We start from the raw sequence: 22452 nt of genomic DNA, 5'->3' as shown, positions 1-22452 counted from the left end.
AGCGTTGCTTTACAAGCGTCATGTAGCTAGTTGTTTAGAGTTGTGTTTCTCTTTTTTTGTATTAATTGGCTGTTTAGTTTTGTTATTTCTATTGCTTATATCCTTAAATCTGTTCAATTTAATATGAATTAACTAGGCTGGCATTCACAGTTGGCACAAACACTTAAAATATAAAATGATGAAAAAGAAGTTTTCTGCACTTGGGCTTTTGCTCATTGGCGCACTGTTGCTGCCAATGAAAAGCCAAGCACAAGAAAAGCCGAACATCTTGATAATTATGGGAGATGACGTTGGCTATTGGAATTTGAGTTATAATAACCGCGGTATGATGGGTTATAGAACCCCAAACATTGATAAGCTTGCTGCAGGTGGTGCGATTTTTACCGACTACTATGCTGAGCAATCTTGTACAGCAGGTAGAGCGGCACTAATTACCGGACAAATGCCCGTTAGAACGGGGATGACAAAGGTGGGTATTCCGGGGGCTGACTTAGGAATACAGCCAGAGGATCCGACTTTGGCAGAGCTACTTAAGCCTCATGGTTATGCTACGGGGCAGTTTGGTAAAAATCATTTGGGTGATAAAGATGAGTTTTTGCCGACAAATCATGGTTTCGATGAGTTCTTCGGAAACCTTTATCATTTAAATGCAGAGGAAACACCTGAAAACCCATACTACCCGAAAAATCCTGACTTTAGGAAGAAGTTTGGGCCAAGAGGCGTACTGAGAAGCACGGCAGATGGTAAAATCGAGGATACCGGGCCATTGACAAAAAAGCGAATGGAAACCGTGGATCAGGAGTTTTTAGGCGCTGCAAAGGATTTTATGCAGAGATCGGTAGATGATGATAAGCCTTTCTTTGTGTGGTTTAATACCACAAGAATGCACTACGTTACGCATGTTCCAGAAAATTACTCAGGAAGAACAGGTCTGGGAGAGTATGCAGATGGTATGGTTCAGCACGATGACCAGGTAGGTGACATTCTTCAGAAGCTAGAGGATTTAGGAGTGGCTGATAATACAATTGTTATTTATACTACAGATAATGGCCCTCACTTTAATATGTGGCCTGATGGTGGTATTACGCCCTTCAGAGGAGAGAAAAATACCAACTGGGAAGGTGGTTATAGAGTGCCGGCTATTATTAAATGGCCAGGAAAAATTCCTGCAGGTACAGTAGTGAACGAAATTGTGGCTGGCAATGACTGGATGCCAACTTTGATGGCAGCTGTTGGGGAGCCGAATATCAAGGAAAAGCTGAAGAACGGTCATTCAATTAACGGTACTACATACAATGTGCATCTTGACGGTTATAACCTTTTACCGTATTTGACAGAAGAGGTTAAGGTTACTAAAGATCAATATGGTGCTACAAATTGGCCAAGAAGAGAATTCTTCTATTGGAATGATGATGGTCAGTTGGTAGCCATGCGCTATGATAGATGGAAGTTGGTGTTTATGGAGCAACAGTCCTCAAAATTTGGAGTCTGGATGTACCCATTTGTTCAATTAAGAATTCCGCTTGTTTTCGATTTGCGGATGGATCCGTTTGAACGAGCGCAACACAATTCAAATAGCTATTATGAATGGATGGAAGGGATTATTCAGTTCGCTGGTGGTTCTAGTCAAGCTATCGCTGGGCAAATGATACAGACATTTGTTGAATTTCCTCCTAGACAAAGACCAGCTTCTTTCAATTTGGATGAGGTAATGCAGTCTTTGACTGAGGGTCAGAAAGGGAAGTAGTAAATAGGCTGTAAGACACAAAAAAGGCGACTAACTAGTCGCCTTTTTTGTGTCTTTTTAATCCAGGTGTTATTGAATAATTAATAATACATATTGTAAAAATTAATTATGGTGTTTTTTGATTTTCCTGCCATCAAAGAATAGCTCATTGTGATGTTTTATTAAGTGCTGTTAAACAATTAATTATAAGAGGTGGTTAAGGAGCGGAAGACAGTTAAAATAAGTTATTAGATTATTTGGCTTGTTTTTATGATGTTTTCTATTGTATTTATATGCTAGTGAAGTTGGAAGTTTTCAATCAAGAAGTCTTGAGTTGAAAGGTGAGCATGTACCAATTCTATTTATTAATAATAACACTATGAAAAACAAACTTTCAACACTAGGCTTTTTAATGCTCTGTGCACTGCTGCTGCCCCTGAACAGCCAGGCACAAGACAAGCCAAACATACTTGTGCTTTGGGGAGATGATATTGGTCAGTCTAATATCAGTGCCTACACAATGGGTATGGTTGGGTATCGCACCCCAAACATTGACAGAATTGCCAAAGAGGGAATGATTTTTACCGACTATTATGCTGAGCAAAGCTGTACTGCTGGTCGTTCTACTTTTATTCTTGGACAAAGTGTATTCCGTACTGGTCTAAGTAAGGTGGGGATGCCTGGCGCAAAAGAAGGTATTTCCGAAAAAGACCCAACCATTGCAGAGCTTTTAAAGCCCGCAGGTTATGCCACTGGTCAATTTGGAAAAAACCACTTAGGCGATCGTGATGAGCATTTACCAACTAACCATGGCTTTGATGAGTTTTACGGAAACCTTTATCATTTAAATGCAGAAGAGGAGCCAGAATTGCCAGATTATCCAACTGCAGAAGAGTACCCTAATTTTAGAAAAAAATACGGCCCAAGAGGCGTGATTCACAGTACTGCCGATGGCAAAATAGAAGATACGGGGCCATTGTCTAAAAAGAGAATGGAAACCATTGATGATGAGTCTTCTAAGGCAGCAATGGATTTTATTCGCCAAGCTGTGGCTAACGACACGCCATTCTTTGTGTGGTGGAATGGTACAAGAATGCACTTTAGAACACACGTAAAGGAAGAACACCGTGGAATCTCTGGCCAAAATGAGTACGGAGATGGAATGGTAGAGCACGATATGCACATTGGTTTGTTCCTAGACTTGCTTGATGAACTTGGTATTGCCGACAATACAATAGTGATGTACTCTACCGATAATGGGCCGCATAAAAATACATGGCCAGATGCTGGCGTGAACCCTTTCAGAGGAGAGAAAAATACCAACTGGGAAGGTGGCTGGAGAGTACCTGCAATGGTGCGTTGGCCTGGTCAAATAGCGGCTGGTTCTATAAGTAATGAGGTAATGAGTGGTATGGACTGGATGCCTACTTTCTTGGCTGCTGCAGGTCAGGGCGATGTTCCTCAAAAACTATTGTCGGGCTATAGTGCCAACGGTAGAGATTTCAAAGTGCATTTAGATGGGTATAACTTCTTGCCTTTCTTGACTGGTAAAGTAGATAAGGGGCCTAGAAAAGAGCTTTTCTATTTTTCTGATGATGGGGATTTAACAGCGTTGAGGTACAACGACTGGAAGCTGATCTTTATGGAGCAACGAAGCCCTGGTACATTGGCTGTTTGGGCTAATCCGTTTACTCCGCTAAGAGCTCCATTGATTTTTAATCTCAGAAGAGACCCTTATGAGTTTGCAACTGTAACATCTAACACTTACTACGATTGGTGGTTAGATCACGCGTTCTTGCTTGTGCCTGCACAGGATATTGTAGCGAATTTCTTGGGTACATTTAAAGATTACCCTCCAAGAATGAAAGCAGCTAGCTTCAGTCTTGACAAAGTATTGGATCAATTATCTACACCGAGTAGTAAATAGAATAGGTAGTTATATTAAAAGGCCAAACGGAAGCTCCGTTTGGCCTTTTTAGTTTAGAGGTGTCATGAGTTATACATTATTTAAAATCTGAATAATTCAATAATGTGTAATTTCTAGTGGTGTTAGTCTGTTTTGTTATTTGATGTATTTGTGTCTGTTTTTCAGTGGGTTGAGTGATGTTAATGGTTTGTTGAAGTAATCGTAAAACAGCTGGTGATACTATTCTGTTTGTTTTTATGATATTTTCTATTGAATTTATGTCAGAGCGAAGTTGGAAGTTTTCAATTGGCAGTTTGCTGAGTTGAAAAAAATTAGATGGTACCGATTCCTTATTCAAATTATATCACTATGAAAAACAAACTTTCAACTTTAGGCTTTTTATTGCTCTGCGCGCTGCTACTCCCCCTGAATGGGCAGGCGCAAGACAAGCCGAATATATTAGTAATCTGGGGAGACGACATTGGTTGGAGCAATGTAGGCTTTAACCACAGAGGTATGATGGGGTACGAAACCCCAAATATTGACCGAATTGCAGAAGAAGGCGCTTTATTTACCGATTGGTATGCGCAGCAATCTTGTACAGCAGGTCGTGCCGCATTTATTTTGGGTCAACACCCTTTCCGTACAGGTCTTTTGACTATTGGTATGCCTGGTGCCGAGCAAGGTATTAAAGACAATCAGCCAACAATCGCTGAGCTATTAAAGCCGCAAGGTTATGTTTCAGGTCAGTTTGGTAAAAATCACTTAGGCGACCGCGATGAGCATCTGCCTACAAATCATGGTTTCGATGAATTCTTTGGGAACCTTTATCACCTAAATGCGGAAGAAGAGCCAGAAGGGTACTATTACCCAAAAGACCCTGAGTTTAGAAAAAAATACGGCCCACGAGGCGTGTTGCACTCATTTGCTGATGGTAGAATTCAAGATACAGGACCATTGACTAGCAAGAGAATGGAGACTGTTGATCAGGAGTTCGAAAAAGCAGCCATAGAGTTTATTGAAAAAGCACATGCTGACGGGAAGCCATTCTTTGTTTGGTTGAGCGCAACGCGTATGCACGTGTGGACGCACCTGTCAGAAGAAAGTGAAGGAGTTACTGGCATTGGACTTTATCCTGATGGTATGGTAGAGCACGATAAAGCGGTTGGCCGTGTGTTAGATAAGCTTGATGAGTTGGGTATTACAGACAATACCATTGTAATGTACTCTACTGATAATGGTGCGGAAAAATTTACTTGGCCTGACGGTGGATCTACACCGTTTAGAGGCGAGAAAGGAACAACCTGGGAAGGTGGGTTTAGAGTGCCTGCTGCCATTCGTTGGCCAGGTGTTATCGATCCCGGAACGGTTTATAATGACATTTTCTCGCACGAAGATATGATGCCTACTTTGGTGGCCGCTGCGGGCGAACCAAATGTAAAAGAGAAGCTATTAAATGGTTATCAAGCCAATGGCAAAAACTTCAATGTGCACTTAGATGGGTACAACCTAATGCCATTCTTTAAAGGAGAAGTAGCCGAATCGCCAAGAAAGGAGATCTTCTATTTTGATGCGGGTGGAAATATGAACGCTATCAGATACGGTAACTGGAAGCTTCACTTCACCATTATGGAAGGTGCTATTAACACGGCTTATCGCAAGGCACCAAGCTGGCCTTTGGCTATCAACCTAAGGGCAGATCCTTATGAAGTTTCTTGGGAGTCTGGTATGTATACTAGATGGTACGGAGATAATATGTGGCTATTTGTTCCGGCTCAGCAGTATGCCGGCCAGTTCTTGTCTTCATTTGAAAAGTATCCTCCGGTTCAAGGTTCCTCTTTGTCTATAGATAAGGTGGTGCAACAATTAACGTCACCATCGAGAAACTAGAAGTAATTCATTAACAATAAAGTGGAGTGGCAGTCGCGAACGGCTGCTCCATTTTTTTACACCATCATTATGAAAAAACTATATACGCTTGCAATAATTTCTGGCTTGCTGCTCTTCGCTTGTTCTCCCAAAGAAGAAGCAATAAAAGAGCCTGCTGTCACATATTTGTCCTCTTGGAATGACGGTGCTACTAAGCGAGCTATCATGGACTTTGTAACAAAAACCACCACCGAAGGTAGCGCTGACTTTATTCCTGTTGCAGACCGGATTGCTACGTTCGATAATGATGGAAATCTTTGGGCCGAGCAGCCAGTCTATTTTCAATTGCTTTTTGCCATAGATCAGATTAAAACTATGGCTCCCGAGCATCCCGAATGGAAGAACGAGCAACCATACAAGGCTTTGCTTGAGGGTGATATTAAGGCTGCCTTGGCCGGAGGGGAAAAGGCTTTGTTGCAAATCGTAATGACAACACATGGCGGCATGTCGAATGATGAGTTTGCAGCTAGTGTAAAAAACTGGATTGATACCGCTACGCATCCAAAAACCGGTAAACACTACAACGAAATGATCTATCAACCCATGGTGGAGCTTTTGGAGTACCTAAGAGCCCATGATTTTAAGACATTCATAGTGTCTGGTGGAGGAGTAGATTTTATGAGGGTATGGGTGGAAGAAGCCTATGGTATTCCGCCATATCAGGTGGTGGGTAGCTCTAATAAGGCTCGTTTTGAAGTGGCGGAAGATGGAAGCACTTCCGTAGTGAAACTTCAAGAACTCAACTTTATCGATGATAAGGAAGGGAAGCCAGTTGGCATCTATCAACACATTGGGCAACGGCCGGTATTTGCATCCGGTAATTCCGATGGAGACTACCAGATGCTCCAATGGACTACTACGGCCAAAGGTTACCCACGATTTGGCCTATTGCTACACCATACCGATGCCGAACGTGAATGGGCTTATGATCGAGAGTCACATATCGGTCAATTAAATAAAGGGCTCGATGATGCACAGAAATTCGGCTGGACGGTAATAGATATGAAGAACGATTGGAAAAAGGTTTTTCCTTTTGATGAGTAATTGAAAAAATAGTATGCGTAAATCAGTTGTTGCCTTAGTGTTGTGTTTATTGACAGCCACGCCATTGTTTGGTCAGGATGCCAATAACCCTATTGATCCTAGTCCAACCGCTGGTTTGTGGAACAGGTTTTATGGGGACGAACAGTCTAAATTACAGTTCTTGGCTAATGTTACCTATGGGAAATGGTTCTATCGATTTACGGCTGAGGCGGAGTTCAATTATGACGAGGATAATAATAACTATACCAACAAATTTAGTGGTACTAACTTTTTGGTAGCTCGTTTATTTCAATCAGAAAACGGGCAACATCAGTTCGGTGTTGGTGCAGTGGTAAGCTACTTTAATAAAGGAAAGTTTGCTGCGGGTGGAAATTTTGTTTCTGTAAGTAAAGTAGGTGGATGGAAGTTTATTTCGCTGCTTACGCTACAGGGTGGTGCTGATGTGTTTACTATGGAGTTTCAGCCCGGCATTTATCACGACTTTAACAAAGGCTGGTATTTCAGGGGGCACCCAAGAATGCTCTTCAACTTTGAAACGGGTCGGCATGAGGTGCCTATAGGGGCTGGTGTTGGTAAGATATTTAATACCAATGGGCCCGTAGTTAATGTTTTTTTTGAGCCACAATACGACTTTCATAACTCTCTACCAATGCTTTATACCGGTATAAAAATGTTATTTTAAAATATTAATTAATGACTGCTCTAGAATCTATACAAGAACTGAAAACACGCATGTCGGCCTCTATTATTGGCCAAGATGCGCTCATTGAAAGAATAATATTGGTGTTACTGGCCAATGGCAACATGTTATTAGAAGGGCTGCCGGGCTTGGCAAAAACCCGTGCTATTAAAACATTGGCCAAACAGTTGGATTGTGGACTCAGTCGTATTCAGTTTACACCAGACCTTTTGCCATCCGATGTAACAGGTACCGAAATTTACCAGCCTGAGTCTGCAGAGAAGTTTCTTTTCCAGAAAGGCCCAATTTTCTCAAACCTAATTCTGGCCGATGAGATTAACCGTTCTCCGGCAAAGGTGCAGTCGGCTTTGCTCGAGGCAATGGAAGAGCGGCAGGTTTCTGTTGCCGGTAAAACCTACCCTATGGATCCGCTCTTTATGGTAATGGCCACGCAGAACCCCGTGGAGCAGGAAGGAACTTACCCTTTGCCTGAAGCCCAAATGGATCGCTTTCTAATGCACGTCATTATCAGTTATCCAGACGATGCCTCTGAGCTTAAAATTTTAAGACTGAACAGGGAAGAGCAGCATGCCGCGAAAGAGCAGGAGCATAAAAAACTTAGCCCTGAAGTAGTGTTCGAGGCACGCAAAGAAATTGCGAAAGTGAAGATTTCAGAGGCGATGGAAAAATACATTGTCGATATAATTTCTGCTACGCGCTACCCAGATAAGTATAACAAAGAACTCGATGCTTGGGTCGATTTTGGTGCCAGTCCGCGTGGGTCAATTGCCATCGACAGGGCCGCCAGAACACATGCTTGGATGCAAGGAAAGGACTTTGTGGAGGCCGATAATGTGAGGGCTATTGTGCATGATTGCCTTCGCCATAGGCTCATTTTAAGTTATGAGGCAAATGCTGAAGGGGTAACGCCCGATATGGTGTTGACCAAAATTTTGGAAGAAGTAGCTGTGCTAGCCTAAAACATACTGAATGTCTGGTCAGCCAAACAAATATCCTAAAGATGTATTCACCTCCTTAGAAGAGCTTTTAAGGATGGAGCACCTTGCGCATGTATTTTCGCTTAGCGGCAAAAAGCATAAGGTGAATACGGTGTTGGGTGGTAAGCATGCATCAAAGTTGCGTGGGCGAGGGCTCGATTTTGACGAAATTAGAAACTATGTAAAGGGTGATGATATTCGCAATATCGACTGGAAGGTAACTGCCAGAACGCAAGTAACGCATACTAGGGTGTTTACTGAGGAAAAAGAAAAGCCCGCCCTAATTGTGGTAGATCAGTCGAAGTCGATGTTTTTTGGTTCGCAAAAACGCACCAAATCTGTTGTGGCCGCTGAGCTTGCAGCTTTAATGGCCTTTAGAATACTGAAAGAAGGCGATAGGGTTGGCGGAGTGATTTTTGCCGATGAGGCCAGTGATATCATTTTCCCTAAAAGAGATAGAAAAAACATACTCCGGTTTTTAGAAAAACTGGTAGATAGAAATCGTGCGTTAGCATCAACCGATGCTTCGAGTTATCAAGAAGTGCTAAAGGATACGAGCCAGAAAATCAGAAATATTGTAACGCATGACTTTCTGGTAATTGTCATCAGCGATTTTATTCGGTATTCACCAGAGGTGATGAAGTATCTAGCCCAGATTGCCCAACATAATGATGTGGTACTGGCCAAAGTGTTCGACCCTATGGAGAGGGAGCTGTTGCCTTCTAAGTTTGTGGCAGGTAATGAGCACTTACAGCTTAATGTAGATGGTGCCAGCAGCAACCTGCGAAAGGACTTTCAGGAGGGCTACGATGCAGATTTATTGGCTTTTCAATCCCAAATGAAAAAGCACAGAATTCCAGTGTTTAATGTGAATACTGTGGCACCACTTGAGGAACAACTTAAAGAGATTTTTAAAGGAGGAAAGCGATGAGTTTGTACTTCGCGCATATTACTCAGCAAGCAGATTCTTTGGCGCAATCGGCTGTGCCTCTAGGGCAGCTTCAAGAGCCACCTCCGGTGTCCTTCACTTTTGAGGCAACAGGTTGGCATGTGTTGGCTTGGGTGCTTTTGGTGCTTGCAATCGTAGTCGCAGCCCTTTTCTATAGGAACTACAAAAGGAATGCCTACCGAAGAAATGCGCTAGAAGAATTGCGTAAGGTTGGTGATGGAACCCATCCGTTTCCGCATGCACTGGTGGTTTTGAAGAGTGTTGCCATTAAGGTTTTTTCCCGAGAAAAGGTGGGGGCATTACATGGTGAAGAATGGTGTGCCTTTTTAGAGAAAACTGCTAATGGAGTTTCCTTCTTAGCGTTTTCGAATGAAATACGGGCTTTGGTTTACAAAGATGAGGTGCCTAGCCAAGAGGTTCAGTCAGCTATTTTGTCTAACGCAAAAATGTGGGTGAAGAGCCATGCCAGATAATTTCGAAATAGCGTACCTATGGGTGTTTTGGCTGTTGCCATTGCCGCTGCTCATTTTTTGGTTGGTGCCACCTTTGCGCCTTCGTAGTGAGTCATTGGGTATGCCCGGCTTCGATAAGATGGCCAGTTACACCAATGAGAAGCCTCGGAGAGCAGCTTTGGTTAGAAGGCGAAACTTCCTGAATTGGGTGATGCTAATGCTTTGTTGGTTGTTGTTTTTGGCCGCACTTGCTTCTCCCCAGTTGGTGGGCGAACCAGAGAAGAAGGTAAAAACCTCACGGAATTTTTTAGTAACAGCAGATATCTCCTTTAGCATGGCCAGAGAAGATTGGGCCATTGATGGACGAAAATCTAGGCGTTGGGATGCGGTGAAAAACATAATGCACGATTTTATTGAGAAGCGAGAGGGCGATCGCATGGGCCTCGTTTTCTTTGGTTCTAACGCATACATTCAGGCGCCTTTCACCCCAGACTTGAAAACCGTAGATCAGCTTTTGGGAGAAGCAGATGTGGGAATGGCTGGTCAAATGACGCGTATTGGCAAGGCCATAAAGAAAGGTTTAAACATGTTTGAAAACGACACCATTGAAACTAAAGTGATGCTTTTGTTAACAGATGGTGGAGATGACGGAACTGATATTCTGCCGTTGGACGCGGCCGATATGGCTAAAAAGGATTCGGTGATCATTTATACTATTGGAATTGGAGACCCAGATGTGGCTGGCTCTGATCTGGATGAGCAAACGCTGATTGACATTGCTGAGCTAACCGAAGGCAGGTATTTCAGGGCAAAAGATGAACAAGAGCTTGCTGAAATTTATGATGAACTGGACAAGCTGGAACCCATAGAGTACGAGGAGGAGCAAAACAAGCCTGTAACCGTACTTTATCATTATCCATTGGCTGGTGCCATTGGTTTGCTACTGCTTTCGTCTTTAGTGTCGCCCATTTTTGCATTTGTACTGAATAAGCGAAGGGAGGCTTATGTTTAAGGATCTCTTTCCAGTAGTCTGGAGCGACTTTCACTTTTTGCGGCCAATGTTTTTGTGGCTGTTTATTCCTGTAGCTATCGTGGTTGTGCTCAGTTTGTTTGGGGGCAAAGAACAGGTGAAATGGAAGAAACATATAGCGCCACATTTGCGACCCTTTATGATTAATAAAGGGAGCGGGAGAACTCGGGCGCTCATGCAGGGTTTACTCATTTTTGGATTAGTGCTTGGCGTGATGGGGCTGTCTGGGCCTACATGGAAGCGCGTGGAAGAACCTGCAAAGCAACTAGAAACCCCTTTGGTAATTCTGCTCGATTTGTCACAAAGCATGCTTATTGAAGATATTCAACCTAGTCGATTGCAGCGTGCAAAGTTCAAACTGACTGATTTTTTGGAGGCGAACCCTGGGGCTAGGGTTGGGTTGATAGCCTTTGCAGGTACAGCGCACACAGTGGTGCCACTTACGCGCGATTACGACATTATCAAAAGTCATATAGAAAGTTTGAGTCCTTCGATTATGCCTGTGGCTGGGCAAAATCAGCGAGAGGCATTGGAACTAGCCGATTCGGTAATGAGTGTTACCGATGCACCCGGAACAATCGTACTTTTTGCTGATGATTTTACCCAAGATGACTTTACGCTTTACCAGAACTACCTAACCAGTCATGAACATAATATGGAGATTATGCCTATGAATACTCCTTCGGGAGGCGAAGTGCCTAATCCCGAGGGAGGGGAAGTTATTCATTCGCAATTGAATACCGATGTGCTAAGTCGTTTTGCCAGTTTGGAAAGGGTAAGGGTGAATGCACTAACGCTAGATGATAGTGATGTTCGGCTTATTGCTACCAAAGTACAGCAGAACCTAAAGTTTACTGAGAAAGGAGATGAAAAGGAAGATGAGTGGCGAGATGCAGGTGTCCTTTTTATTTGGCCTGTAGCATTGATCATGCTGTTGTGGTTTAGGCGAGGTTGGGTTGTTTATAGCTTGGTGATTATGGCTTTCACGAGCTCTTGTTCAAATAATGGGGCATTTAGCGATTGGTGGTATACAAAAGACTATCAGGGCCAGCAGGCCATGGATTCGGGTGATTTTGACACTGCGGCAGCGCTTTTTCAAGACCCTCTGAGAAAGGGTGTGGCGTATTTCAAGGCCGGAAATTATGATGAGGCCATCAAGGCTTTCAATCAAGATACTTCTGCCATGGGCGCTTATAACCTTGGTTTGGCTTATTACCAAAGCGGAGACTATCTGTCCGCACAAATGGCCTTTGGTGAAGCCGCAGAAATGGATCCTGAAAACGAGCTGGCCAAACAGGGGCAAGAACAGGCAGAACACCTTGCAGGAACAAATAGCTCGGCAGACCCGAAAGAGGCGGAAGAAACACCTGAAGAAGGGCCTGAAAACAATAAGCAAAACGATAGCATGGAAGACCTGAGTGGTGGCGGACAAGAGGCTACCAAAGAGGACATGGAGAAGGAGCGACTGGAAGAAACTGTGGCTACGGATATAATGAAGGCCAAAGAGTTGGATGAAGTGCCAGATGATCTCGGGGCTTCGTCTCCTCAGCAGCAAAACTTCAAGGTCTTACTGCAGCAAATTGATGATGATCCTGCCCTGTTTTTACAGAAGAAGTTTGAATATCAGATAAAGAAGCGGAACCAAAAGCAGAAAGGGAATGAGAACTAAGCGATTCTTTATAGCGCTCTTTATGCTGGTGGTGGGTGGTCAGCTGATTGCACAGCAATTCACTACTGAAATTGCCTTTAATAAGCGACAGGTTTATGTTGGTGAGCCCATGCAAGTAAGTGTGAGTATTTATACTTCGACTTGGTTTACCACTGGCGTAGATCCGGGAAATATTAAAGTGAACGGTGCTTTTACGGTGTTTTTCAGAACCATAAGTGTCTCTAAAAGCATTAATGGCAAAACACATCCCGGGGTTGAAATGATTTTCAATGTTTTTCCATTCGAGGCCGAGGATGTTACTTTTCCTTCTTTGGAAATTAATGTGGAATCGCCAGCTGAAGGCGACTTTGTAGGTAAGCCACATGTGGTGAAGACTAATGCGCGAACCATAAAGGTAATGCCAATTCCACCAGCTTTTAGTGCCGATAATTGGTTGGTGGCTTCGGGTTTATCTGTCAATCAAAACTGGGTTGGAAATACTGCTGAAGTAAAGGTGGGCGATGTGCTGGAGCGTACTATTACCAGGCGTGCCGATGCTACTTTGGCAGAGCTATTGCCGCCTATTCAGTGGGATAGTTTAAATAGCGTGAGCTTGTACCCAGGGCGTAGTTCGGTTAGTAACAACAAGTCGAAGACCGCCATAAGTGCTAGCCGCACCGAGGTGATGCGCTACCTTTTTGAGCAAGAGGGAGAAGTGATTCTCCCGGCTATGGAGTTCACTTGGTGGAATCCTTATCAGCAAAAGCTATTTAAGCGCACTTTGGCCGAAATGAAAATCAACGTTTTGCCTAATCCTGATTTGGGGATGCTGGCTTCGGTAAAAGACTCGCTGGCAGTTTTGGCGCAGCAGCAACTGGAGGCTGAACAAGTAGAAGGTCCCTTTACCATTCTTGGCTTTAGGCCAGAGGTTTTTGTCCTCATCGCTCTGCTTGCGGTGGGGCTAGTTTGGGCGTTATTGAAGCTTGTGAAACGAATTGCTGAGGTGCGAAGAAAATCGCACGAGGCCTATATACATTCAGAGTTGTTTTTCTTTAGAGCATTTACCCGTGCCATAAAGAATGGGGATGCTGTTCAGTCGCATTTGTACCGTTGGATTGACAAGCTTGAATTACCAGAACCTACAGTTGAGGCTTTGATTCGAGCATGTGGAAATAGCGAGTTGCAGGATCGAATTCATGGTAAAAGCCTTGTGTCAATACTTTCATCAATAAGTCTGGCAGAATGGAAGGAGCTTAGGGGAGGTTATTATGCTATGGTGGCGGACTCTGGCAATAAAGTAGTAACTGGTAGCTTGTGGATTAACCCATAATAATTAAAGAAGAACTCGATATTATTTAATATTTTAAGGTATGAGAAAAGTAAAAATTGCTGGGTTGGTTGTAGTAGCTGTTTTATTCAGCTTACCTGTTTTTGCACAAAGCGATGCAGATGAGTTAGCAAAAAAACTACAGAACCCGGTAGCCAGCTTGGTAAGTGTGCCATTTCAGTTCAACCAAGATTTTGGTATTGGCCCGAGTGATGGGAGTAGGCTGACAATGAATTTTCAGCCGGTAATTCCAATAAGTATAAGCGAAAACTGGAATTTGATCGGTCGGGTAATTCTCCCCTACATTACCCAAACCGATGTTTTTGGTCCAAGTGGAACCCAGTCTGGTCTTGGCGATGCCGTGCTGAGTGGTTTCTTTTCTCCTAAAGCACCTACAAAAGGAGGGTTGGTTTGGGGGGCAGGCCCAGCATTGCTGGTGCCTACGGCAACCGATGATGCTTTAGGAACGAAAAAATTTGGGATGGGGCCAACAGCTGTTTTTCTTAAGCAGGCAGGAACGCTCACAATAGGAACACTTGTAAACCACGTATGGTCTGTTGCTGGGGCTGAAGATAGGGCTGATGTAAGCAGCAGTTTTCTGCAACCTTTTGTTGCCCGAAACTTTGCTGGTGGCTACGCCATTGCGGTTAATTCTGAGCTTACCCAAAACTGGAAGACTGACTCGACTAACGGATCACTAAACATTGTAGGGTCTAAAGTGGTGACCCTCGGCAAGCAAATGTGCCAGGTAGCTCTGGGGCCAAGAATCCCGTATGGTAATGGCAATACTTCTGCTTGGGGGGTTAGAGCTGTTTTTGTGCTATTATTTCCTACTGCAGGCTAGTGTAGGGTTTAAGTGTTTTTGTTGTATCTTTTCCTTGTTAAAGTATTCACTTGAAGTGCCTTAGGACAACTGTATTTATCTGTTTCATTTCACTTGCCGGTTTACCTAAGGCGAATGGGCAGATCCTTATTTCGCTCATATTTGGTGATAAACTCAATTCGGAAAAAATAGAATTCGGGCTTGAAGGAGGCTTGGTAAATAGCCGAATTAGCGGTTTGGAGCCAAGCGAAGGTAAGTTGGGCTTCAACTTAGGCTTTTACTTCGACTTTATGCTTAAAGGTGACGACCGTTGGTGGTTGGCCACTGGAGTAATAGTGAAGTCGCCAATGGGTGCCGATGGCTTGGATGTTTATCCCACGGGAGATACAGATTTGGATGGTTTGTTGCAGAACGGAGAAGTGACTAGAAAAATTAGGTACTTCAATGTTCCGGCCATGATCAAGTATAGGTTTCCTAAGGGTTTTTTTGCCATGGGAGGACTACAGTTGGGCCTTTTGAGCAAAGCGTTCGATGAATTTTCTGCCGATGGGGCTGATGGAGATTTACTTTATACAAATAATATTAAGGAGGATTATAAAACCATAGATGCTGGGTTCTCTGGTGGTGTGGGCTATCGCTTAAGAGGTGGTAATGGCATGAATCTAGAGTTAAAGTATTATAGAGGTTTTGTGGATATTCTGAAGGGAAACCCTGGCGACCCGCAGTACAATAGTGCCCTATATGTGAATGTGGGAATACCAATAGGGGTAGGAAAGAAAAATGAAGCTAACTGATATGAGAGGTTTATTTGCTGTGTTATTCGTGGGGCTGCTGTTTTGCAGTGTTGCTGGTTTTGGACAAGGAATGGGTATGTCGGACAACCCGATTTACAAGCCCTACTACGACAGTTTAAAGCAAATGAACTACCCTTACAAGCTGCCAATTTTGGGTAAGCAAGCTTATAAAAGAGGATATGATATTCAGTATGCCTACGGAATAAGTGGCATCTACTTTACGCAGCGACAAGATATCGATATCCAAAGTATCCAAATTGGCTTTAACGGTAGTCAAATGGTTGACCTGAGCAGCTTTATAAAGTTTGGGCCAACCGTGGCAAATACTAATGCCTATACTGTTAGACCAGATATTTGGCTGCTACCTTTTTTAAATGTTTATGGAATTATTGGGGGTGGAACCACGGAGACAAATGTGAGCTTAATTGAGCCTATTGGCTTTGAAACTGTGCAGAATTTTAAGGCAGATTCATATGGTTTGGGCGTTACTTTGGCGGGTGCCGTAGGGCCAATCTTTTTGGCTTGGGATAACAACTACAACTTTGTAGATGTAGAGGCCATTGTAGAGCCAATGCCCGCGTTTAACAGTAGCTTAAGAATTGGCCATACAATTATGAGTCCTTCTAAACCTCAAAAATCTCTTTCTGTATGGGGTGGCGTGTTCTATCAAAGTCTTCAGAATGATACGAAAGGAAGTTTAAACCTAACCGAGATTTTCCCTGATTTTGGAAACGGTTTTGTGTTTGACTCACTAAGGGATTGGTCGGCAACGCTACCTCCAGCTCAGCGATTAGTGGTCAATCAGATTATTGATGCATTAGAAGAGATGAGCAATGGTGTGGATGTTGAAAATGCAACGGTAGATTATTTGTTAGAAAAGAAAGTTGCGGCTCCATTCAATCTCATTTTTGGTGCGCAGTATCAATTTAATAAACATTGGATTTTAAGAACGGAACTTGGGGTTTTTGGAAAGAGAAGCCAGTTTTTGCTCAATCTAAATTATAGAATACCTGGTTTAAAGAAGGTTAGGTAATTTGAAGAAGGTAATGGTTCTAACTTGAATAGTTGTATTAGATTTAAACAATTACTGATAAGAAACACTTATTATTATAATAATTACATCAACTCCTGATCACAAAAATTACACTATGAAAAATTTGAGAAAACTATTTGGCTTGGTACTACTACTGGCCTTTTTAAGTGCTCCGGCCTATTCGCAGATTAAGAGCGACTATAGTAAGGATGCAGACTTTACGGGTATAGAAAGCTACATGTTTGCCGGTTGGCAAGACAATAGCGATGAAATACTGAACGACATTGACAAGAAAAGAATCTTAGATGCCTTTAAGGCTGAAATGGACGCAAGAGGTCTAGAGCATAAAACCAGCGGTGCTGATGTGGTGCTAACGCTTTTTGTGGTTGTAGATTCTAAAACCAGTACTACGGCCTATACCGATTTTAACAGTACAATGGGTTATCGTGGTCGTTGGGGCTGGGGTTATGGCTATGGTGGAGTAGGCACTGTATCAGCCACTACAACATATTCTGAAAATGATTATTTGGAAGGCACCCTAGTTGTAGATATGTACGATGCGGATGGAAAGAATTTAATGTGGCAAGGCATTATCAAAAAGGTGGTTAAGAGCAACCCTAAGAAAAGAGAGAAGACAATCCCTAAGAATATCAATAAGCTGATGAAGAAGTTTCCGATAGAGGAAAACTAAATGCAGTTCAGGTTAAGCGAAAAAGGAGAGCAATTGCTCTCCTTTTTTTATGCCTAAAGTTCAGAGCCTCTGTAGCTCCTTTGTACTTGGTCAATTACTTGGCTGTAAATGCGATCGATAAAGCTAGAAAAGAGTACTTGTGCTGGTGGAGGTGGTAGCTCTTTCTCCTTAGTTAAAGCAAGTTCTTCTTTTGTGAGTGCTCGCTTGTCTCCATTATAACTAGCCCATTCGTGTATCCAAACATCTTCGCTTATCAGTTTTCTGTGTACAACAGTGCTGTTTGAATAAGCATCCTTAATTTCAAAGTTTAATACTCCAGAGGAAGCTAGTGTCTTTTTGTGTCTTGAGAATTCAGCTTCAACTGTTCCGTAAACATCGTGTGTTACATCTTCCTTATCGGTATATGTGCCAACCACCACGCTGTCTCGACTTACTTCTACCGTTTTAGATTCTATCAAAGCTTGTCCAAGCACAAAGTCATCAAACTCCATTAAAATTACCTGGTCTGGCTGAACGTCATATTGTTCTGCTTCGTCTGGCGTATAAAAGTCTAAAAATCGGTTTTGACTATAACTTTTGAAGTACTCGAACATCCTGTTTTCGAAGTACTCATTGGTCAATTCTAAGCTTCTGGAATGAATCGGAATTGGTTCGATTAACACTCGTAGTGTACCCATATAGCGTGCTTCGTCTAGCAATGAGTCTATTTTTGGTAGGTTATTTGAAAACCTCAGTGCACTTTGGAAATGTGTATAGGCCTGTCTTCCGGTTTCAATAGTTTTCATCGCTAGGGCATCTTTGCCCAATGCTAATTGTACGTTGGCAGCTTGCTGCGCAGCATTGTCCTGCTCTACCATGTATTCGGTAGGTGTAATTAAGTCCATGCAAGCCGGGCACCTTTGTATGTCTCTATAGTATGAGTTTAAAACAGCGTATTCGTTGAATATCTTTTCCCACTTATAAGTATCAGTGCTGCGCTTAAACTGTTCTATTCGTTTTAAACTATAGTTAGATGCTACTCTATAGCCATCAAGCAGTACATCTTTAGCTTTCTTGTTGTTAGGGTTAGCTTGAAGCCTGTTTACAGCGCGGTCAATGGCTGTTTGATAGTTTCCTTTATCAAAAGCATTTTTACCTGTGGCGCAAGCGGAAATTAATGCCGCCATGCTCATTATTATAAGCGTGTTTTTAAAAATATTCATGGCCTATACGTTTGGTTTAAAAACGGAGAGACGAAAATAGTGCCAATTAATTTTCTAGCCGATTTAGTTCTACGATTTTATCTCTCATTAATTGATACGTGCTTTGAGTAAGCTCGTCTAGGTTTGCTTCGGTTAGGCCTTGAACGGAAATCTCAGGAAGGCAGTAAGAATGAATTGTACCTGGTGTTAAAAGTAGGCTGCCTCGTTTCATAAGCTTGCCCGCGTTATGTATTACAACTGGCAAAATTGCAATTTGAGATTCAATAGCCAATTTGAATGGTCCGTATCTAAAGGGAAGTAGTGGCTTGTCTGTATTGTTTCGTGTACCTTCTGGAGCTACAAGTACACAGGTTCCTCCGCTAAGTAATTCTTTAAGCCTGTCAATACTCTCTTTGCGGCTTTCTGGGCTTGAGCGATCAACCCAAACTGCGAAGGCGGTGGTAATCCACCCAAATACCGGAATTTTCGATAGCTCTTTCTTACCCAAGGCAACTAGTGGTGAGTGGATAGCTATTGGAATTGCCGGGGCATCTAAAAACGAAGTATGGTTGATAACAAAAATATAAGACTTGCCTTTCTGTATTAAGGATTTGTTATGCCCTCTGAAACGGATGCCCGTAGCAAAGCTGAAGCAGTAAACCCATATACGAATAAAGAAATATGTTATATACCCCAGTTTTCTGGAGATAAGTACCGGGATAACCATGGGTAATGCCAGTATTAGCATAGGAATTACAAAGGCAATACCGCACCAGCCTGTGTATATGTATTGAATTAACTTCTTGAGCATTAGTTGTTTGTTGCTTGGGTCAAAATTATAAGGAAAATTCTGATAGACCAATATTGGTCATTCTTGCCATTTTCTCTCAATAAAACGTCCGAAAAAAGCTAAGTGAAAATTTGTTAAAATCGCTGTTTTAACAGCGTATGAAGGGGTTTTAAATGCATAAAACCAGTCATGTATTCAAATTACCCATTGGTCTCTGAATACAACCAGTGGTGTAGTAAGGTAAGGGCTTTAGCATTCTTAACTTTCTCTTTACAGACAACTAAATAATCTATAATGCTAAACTTTAAAACTAAGATCATCCTATTTTTTATGTTGCTTACGAGCAGCTTAATGGGACAGCAACGTACGGTGGAGGGTACTGTTGTTGATGAATTTGGATCTGGTTTGCCTGGTGTTTCTGTAGCACTAAAGGGAACCGGACGAGGACAAATTACCGATGCTAACGGTAAGTACTCACTTACTGTGAGTTCAAATGATGCTGTGTTGACTTTCAGCTTCTTGGGTTATGTAACCAAAGAAGAGGTAGTTGGTAACAGATCTACAATTAATGTATCGCTTCAGCCAGATGTGTTTGATGCTGGAGAGGTGGTAGTAGTAGCTTACGGTACTCAGGATAACAAGAGTATCACGGGTTCAATTAGTCAGTTAACTGCCGATAAAATTAAGGACAGACCTGTAAGTAGTGCAATCTCTGCACTTGGTGGTTCTGCTCCGGGTATTCAGGTTACAACTGCAACAGGTCAGCCGGGTGCTAACCCTGCAATCCGTTTAAGAGGTATCGGTTCTATCAATGGTAGTAACGATCCACTTTATGTTGTAGATGGTGTGCCTTTTAGTGGTAACATCAACCGTATTAGCCCAGACGATATTGAGTCCATCTCTACTTTGAAAGATGCTGCTTCAACGTCACTTTATGGTGCAAGAGCTGCAAACGGTGTGGTAATTATTACTACTAAGAAAGGTAAGCGTAATGCGCCACCAAGATTCAACTTTTCAACTAAGCAAGGTGTATCTGTAAGAGGTATTAAGGAGTATGAAAGACAAGATCCTTTGACTTTCTATCAAACTACTTGGGAGTCTTTAAGAAATGATAAGATTACACAGGGCGAAACTCCTGAAGATGCAGCAGCACAGGCTACTGCCGAGTTGATCGATTACTTGAAGTACAACGCAACTAATGTTGCTGATGATGATATCATCAGAACTGATGGTTCTATCAACCCTAATGCAAGCATTACTTATTCAGAAAATGACCTTGACTGGTTCGACCCAATTGAAAGATTAGGTTACCGTCAAGAGTATAACTTTAGTGCGCAAGGTGCTGGTGATAAAACAGACTACTTTGCATCAGTAGGTTACTTAAACGAAAAAGGGGTTTTTGAAAACTCTGATTTCGAAAGATTCACTTTGAGAACCAACGTAAACGTGAATGTTACAGATTGGTTAAAAGTTGGTATGAACAACTCTGGTGACTTGAGATTCCAGAACACTGTAACAAGTGGTGGTTCAGGTTTTGCCAACGCATTCTACAATGCTAGAAGAATGGGGCCTATCTTCCCTGTTTACGCTATCGATGCAAACGGTGATTACATTACTGATCCAGACCTAGGTGGTCGTGCTTTTGATAGAGGTGACGGTCGTTTCGGCCTTCCTGTAAGACCAAACAACACTTCTGGTCGTCATGCTCCTGAAGAGTCATTGTTGAACAACAACTACAACGAAAGCTTGTTCTTCAGAACTGTTTCTTACATTGAGGTTACTCCAATCGAAAACCTTAGCATTAGAGTAAACGGTAGTGTGGACCTTGGTACTTTCAACAACCAATTCTATGGTAACCCATACGTTGGAGATTATATTCCTGTAGGTAGAGCTAACAAAAGTGCAAACTTTGATATCACAACTAACTTCAACCAGTTGATCAACTATAGCTTTGACCTTGATGGAGCTAACCACTTTGACGTGCTTGTAGGTCATGAGAGCTACAGCGTGAAAAACAACGATTTCTCTGCTGGTAAAACAGGTTACATTGTATTGGATAACCCAGTATTAGATAACTATACTACTATTACTTCTGCTTCATCTCAAATCGATGAGTACAAGACAGAAGGTTTCTTCTCAAGAATTAACTATAACCACAATGAGCGTTACTATGCTTCTGTTTCATTCAGAAGAGATGGTACTTCAAGATTCTCTAAAGATGCTCGTTGGGGTAACTTCTGGTCTATCGGTGGTAGCTGGAGAATGAGCGAAGAGGACTTCATGAGCACAGTTAGCTGGGTTGATGAATTGAAAGTTAGAGCTTCTTACGGTGAAACTGGTAACGATAACGTTGGTGGTTACTACCCTTCTCAAACTTTGTACTCTTCTGGTAGAAACAACAGAGACAACGCTGGTTTCTACAGCTACAGTGTTGGTAACAACAACCTTCAGTGGGAGAAAAATACTTCTTACGATATCGCAGCAGACTTTGAGTTGTTCGGTAAGTTGAGAGGTACTATTGAATACTTCAACCGTTTCTCTGATAACCTATTGTTCTCAGTGCCAATCGCTCGTGAGTCTGGTTACACTTCTCAGAACAGAAACATCGGTAGAATGGTGAACAAAGGTTTAGAATTTGACGTGAATGTTGATGTGCTTAAGTCTGGTGACTTTGAGTGGAATGTAGGTTTGAACGCCACAATGTTCTCTAACGAGATTACTAAACTTCCAGAAGACTCAAGAGAAACAGGAATTATTAACGGCACTAAAAAATTACTAGAAGGTCGTTCTATTTACGATTTCTGGTTGAGAGATTGGTATGGTGTTGATACTGAAACTGGTGAGCCTCTATACACTTATGATGGCGAGGCTGATAGTGATGGTGACAACTATTACAAGATCATCGGTCAAGATACAGTGACTAACTCTATCAACTATGCTAAGTATACTTACAGTGGTTCTTCTATCCCTGATGTATACGGTGCTATTACTAACACATTCTTCTACAAAGGCTTCACTTTATCAGTATTGTTCTCTTATAGCATTGGTGGTGACATCTACGATTCTAACTACCAAAGCTTAATGGCTACTACTGATGGTAGCGCAATGCACGTAGACTTAGCAGACAGATGGCAGCAGCCTGGAGATGTTACAGACGTACCTAAGGTATCTGTAAACAACAACTCTAACATTACTGCCTCTTCAAACAGATGGTTAACAGATGCTTCTTACTTAAACCTAAGAAACATCAACTTGGCTTACGAATTCAGCCAGTCAACGGTTCAGAGCCTTGGCGTGTCTGGTCTTAGAGCTTACGTTTCTGCAGAAAATCTTTTCTGGATTAGCGGAAGAAAGGGTATGAACCCTATGGAAACGTTTAACGGAACTCAGAACGTGGGTCTTTACCCTCCTTCAAGAGTTATAACACTTGGTGTTAACCTAAACTTCTAATT

At 42.4% G+C, this 22452-nt stretch carries 18 protein-coding genes; 16 read left to right on the top strand and 2 right to left on the bottom strand.

Annotation, left to right across the window (positions count from 1 at the left end):
* Nucleotides 1–178: 178 nt before the first annotated feature.
* From BMW98_RS00690 to BMW98_RS00620, 15 genes are all read left to right on the top strand, one after another.
* Nucleotides 179–1747 (top strand): sulfatase-like hydrolase/transferase, encoded by a 1569-nt coding sequence (locus tag BMW98_RS00690; RefSeq protein WP_090258166.1) that lies wholly within the window; start codon nucleotides 179–181, stop codon nucleotides 1745–1747.
* Nucleotides 1748–2105: 358 nt separating this feature from the next.
* Complete coding sequence (locus tag BMW98_RS00685) at nucleotides 2106–3653, top strand: arylsulfatase (protein WP_222843590.1); 1548 nt, start codon at nucleotides 2106–2108, stop codon at nucleotides 3651–3653.
* A gap of 348 nt (nucleotides 3654–4001) precedes the next feature.
* Nucleotides 4002–5522 carry an arylsulfatase gene (locus BMW98_RS00680; RefSeq protein WP_090258164.1) on the top strand — a complete coding sequence of 507 codons (1521 nt, stop codon included), beginning with the start codon at nucleotides 4002–4004 and terminating at the stop codon, nucleotides 5520–5522.
* A gap of 69 nt (nucleotides 5523–5591) precedes the next feature.
* A complete protein-coding gene (locus tag BMW98_RS00675; protein WP_090256466.1) occupies nucleotides 5592–6605 on the top strand; it encodes an HAD family hydrolase in 1014 nt (337 codons plus the stop codon).
* A 13-nt stretch (nucleotides 6606–6618) separates the two neighbouring features.
* Nucleotides 6619–7287, top strand: coding sequence for a hypothetical protein (locus BMW98_RS00670; protein WP_090256465.1), 669 nt, complete (start codon nucleotides 6619–6621; stop codon nucleotides 7285–7287).
* Between the two features lie 11 nt (nucleotides 7288–7298).
* A complete protein-coding gene (locus BMW98_RS00665; RefSeq protein ID WP_090256464.1) occupies nucleotides 7299–8264 on the top strand; it encodes an AAA family ATPase in 966 nt (321 codons plus the stop codon).
* A gap of 10 nt (nucleotides 8265–8274) precedes the next feature.
* Nucleotides 8275–9213: a DUF58 domain-containing protein gene (locus BMW98_RS00660; protein ID WP_090256463.1), complete on the top strand. Its 939-nt coding sequence runs from the start codon at nucleotides 8275–8277 to the stop codon at nucleotides 9211–9213.
* Entirely contained in the window at nucleotides 9210–9704 is a 495-nt protein-coding gene (locus BMW98_RS00655; RefSeq protein ID WP_090256462.1) for a DUF4381 domain-containing protein, read from the top strand. The genes BMW98_RS00660 and BMW98_RS00655 overlap by 4 nt, the downstream gene beginning before the upstream one ends.
* On the top strand, nucleotides 9694–10695 hold the full coding sequence (locus tag BMW98_RS00650) for a VWA domain-containing protein (RefSeq protein ID WP_090256460.1): 1002 nt from the start codon (nucleotides 9694–9696) through the stop codon (nucleotides 10693–10695). The genes BMW98_RS00655 and BMW98_RS00650 overlap by 11 nt, the downstream gene beginning before the upstream one ends.
* A gap of 193 nt (nucleotides 10696–10888) precedes the next feature.
* Nucleotides 10889–12382: a VWA domain-containing protein gene (locus BMW98_RS00645; RefSeq protein ID WP_245733451.1), complete on the top strand. Its 1494-nt coding sequence runs from the start codon at nucleotides 10889–10891 to the stop codon at nucleotides 12380–12382.
* Entirely contained in the window at nucleotides 12372–13691 is a 1320-nt protein-coding gene (locus BMW98_RS00640) for a BatD family protein (protein ID WP_090256458.1), read from the top strand. Before BMW98_RS00645 ends, BMW98_RS00640 begins: the two co-directional genes overlap by 11 nt.
* 40 nt (nucleotides 13692–13731) lie before the next feature.
* Nucleotides 13732–14532, top strand: coding sequence for a DUF2059 domain-containing protein (locus BMW98_RS00635; RefSeq protein ID WP_090256457.1), 801 nt, complete (start codon nucleotides 13732–13734; stop codon nucleotides 14530–14532).
* Nucleotides 14533–14582: 50 nt separating this feature from the next.
* On the top strand, nucleotides 14583–15305 hold the full coding sequence (locus BMW98_RS00630) for a porin family protein (protein WP_245733449.1): 723 nt from the start codon (nucleotides 14583–14585) through the stop codon (nucleotides 15303–15305).
* A 1-nt stretch (nucleotide 15306) separates the two neighbouring features.
* Complete coding sequence (locus BMW98_RS00625; protein WP_245733447.1) at nucleotides 15307–16338, top strand: hypothetical protein; 1032 nt, start codon at nucleotides 15307–15309, stop codon at nucleotides 16336–16338.
* A gap of 115 nt (nucleotides 16339–16453) precedes the next feature.
* Entirely contained in the window at nucleotides 16454–17029 is a 576-nt protein-coding gene (locus BMW98_RS00620) for a DUF4136 domain-containing protein (protein WP_090256454.1), read from the top strand.
* Nucleotides 17030–17082: 53 nt separating this feature from the next.
* Here BMW98_RS00620 and BMW98_RS00615 read toward each other — a convergent pair whose 3' ends face one another.
* Nucleotides 17083–18231, bottom strand: coding sequence for a hypothetical protein (locus tag BMW98_RS00615; RefSeq protein WP_090256453.1), 1149 nt, complete (start codon nucleotides 18229–18231; stop codon nucleotides 17083–17085).
* 46 nt (nucleotides 18232–18277) lie between these two features.
* Nucleotides 18278–19021 carry a lysophospholipid acyltransferase family protein gene (locus tag BMW98_RS00610; RefSeq protein ID WP_090256452.1) on the bottom strand — a complete coding sequence of 248 codons (744 nt, stop codon included), beginning with the start codon at nucleotides 19019–19021 and terminating at the stop codon, nucleotides 18278–18280.
* A 273-nt stretch (nucleotides 19022–19294) separates the two neighbouring features.
* Between BMW98_RS00610 and BMW98_RS00605 the strand changes: the two genes are divergently transcribed.
* The gene (locus tag BMW98_RS00605; RefSeq protein ID WP_090256451.1) at nucleotides 19295–22450 is read left to right on the top strand and encodes a SusC/RagA family TonB-linked outer membrane protein; all 3156 of its coding nucleotides are present in this window, start codon (nucleotides 19295–19297) and stop codon (nucleotides 22448–22450) included.
* Nucleotides 22451–22452: the final 2 nt, after the last annotated feature.

The organism is Roseivirga pacifica (assembly GCF_900111145.1).
GTDB classification, from domain to species: domain Bacteria; phylum Bacteroidota; class Bacteroidia; order Cytophagales; family Cyclobacteriaceae; genus Roseivirga; species Roseivirga pacifica.
This window is presented reverse-complemented; position numbering and strand designations above follow the sequence as displayed.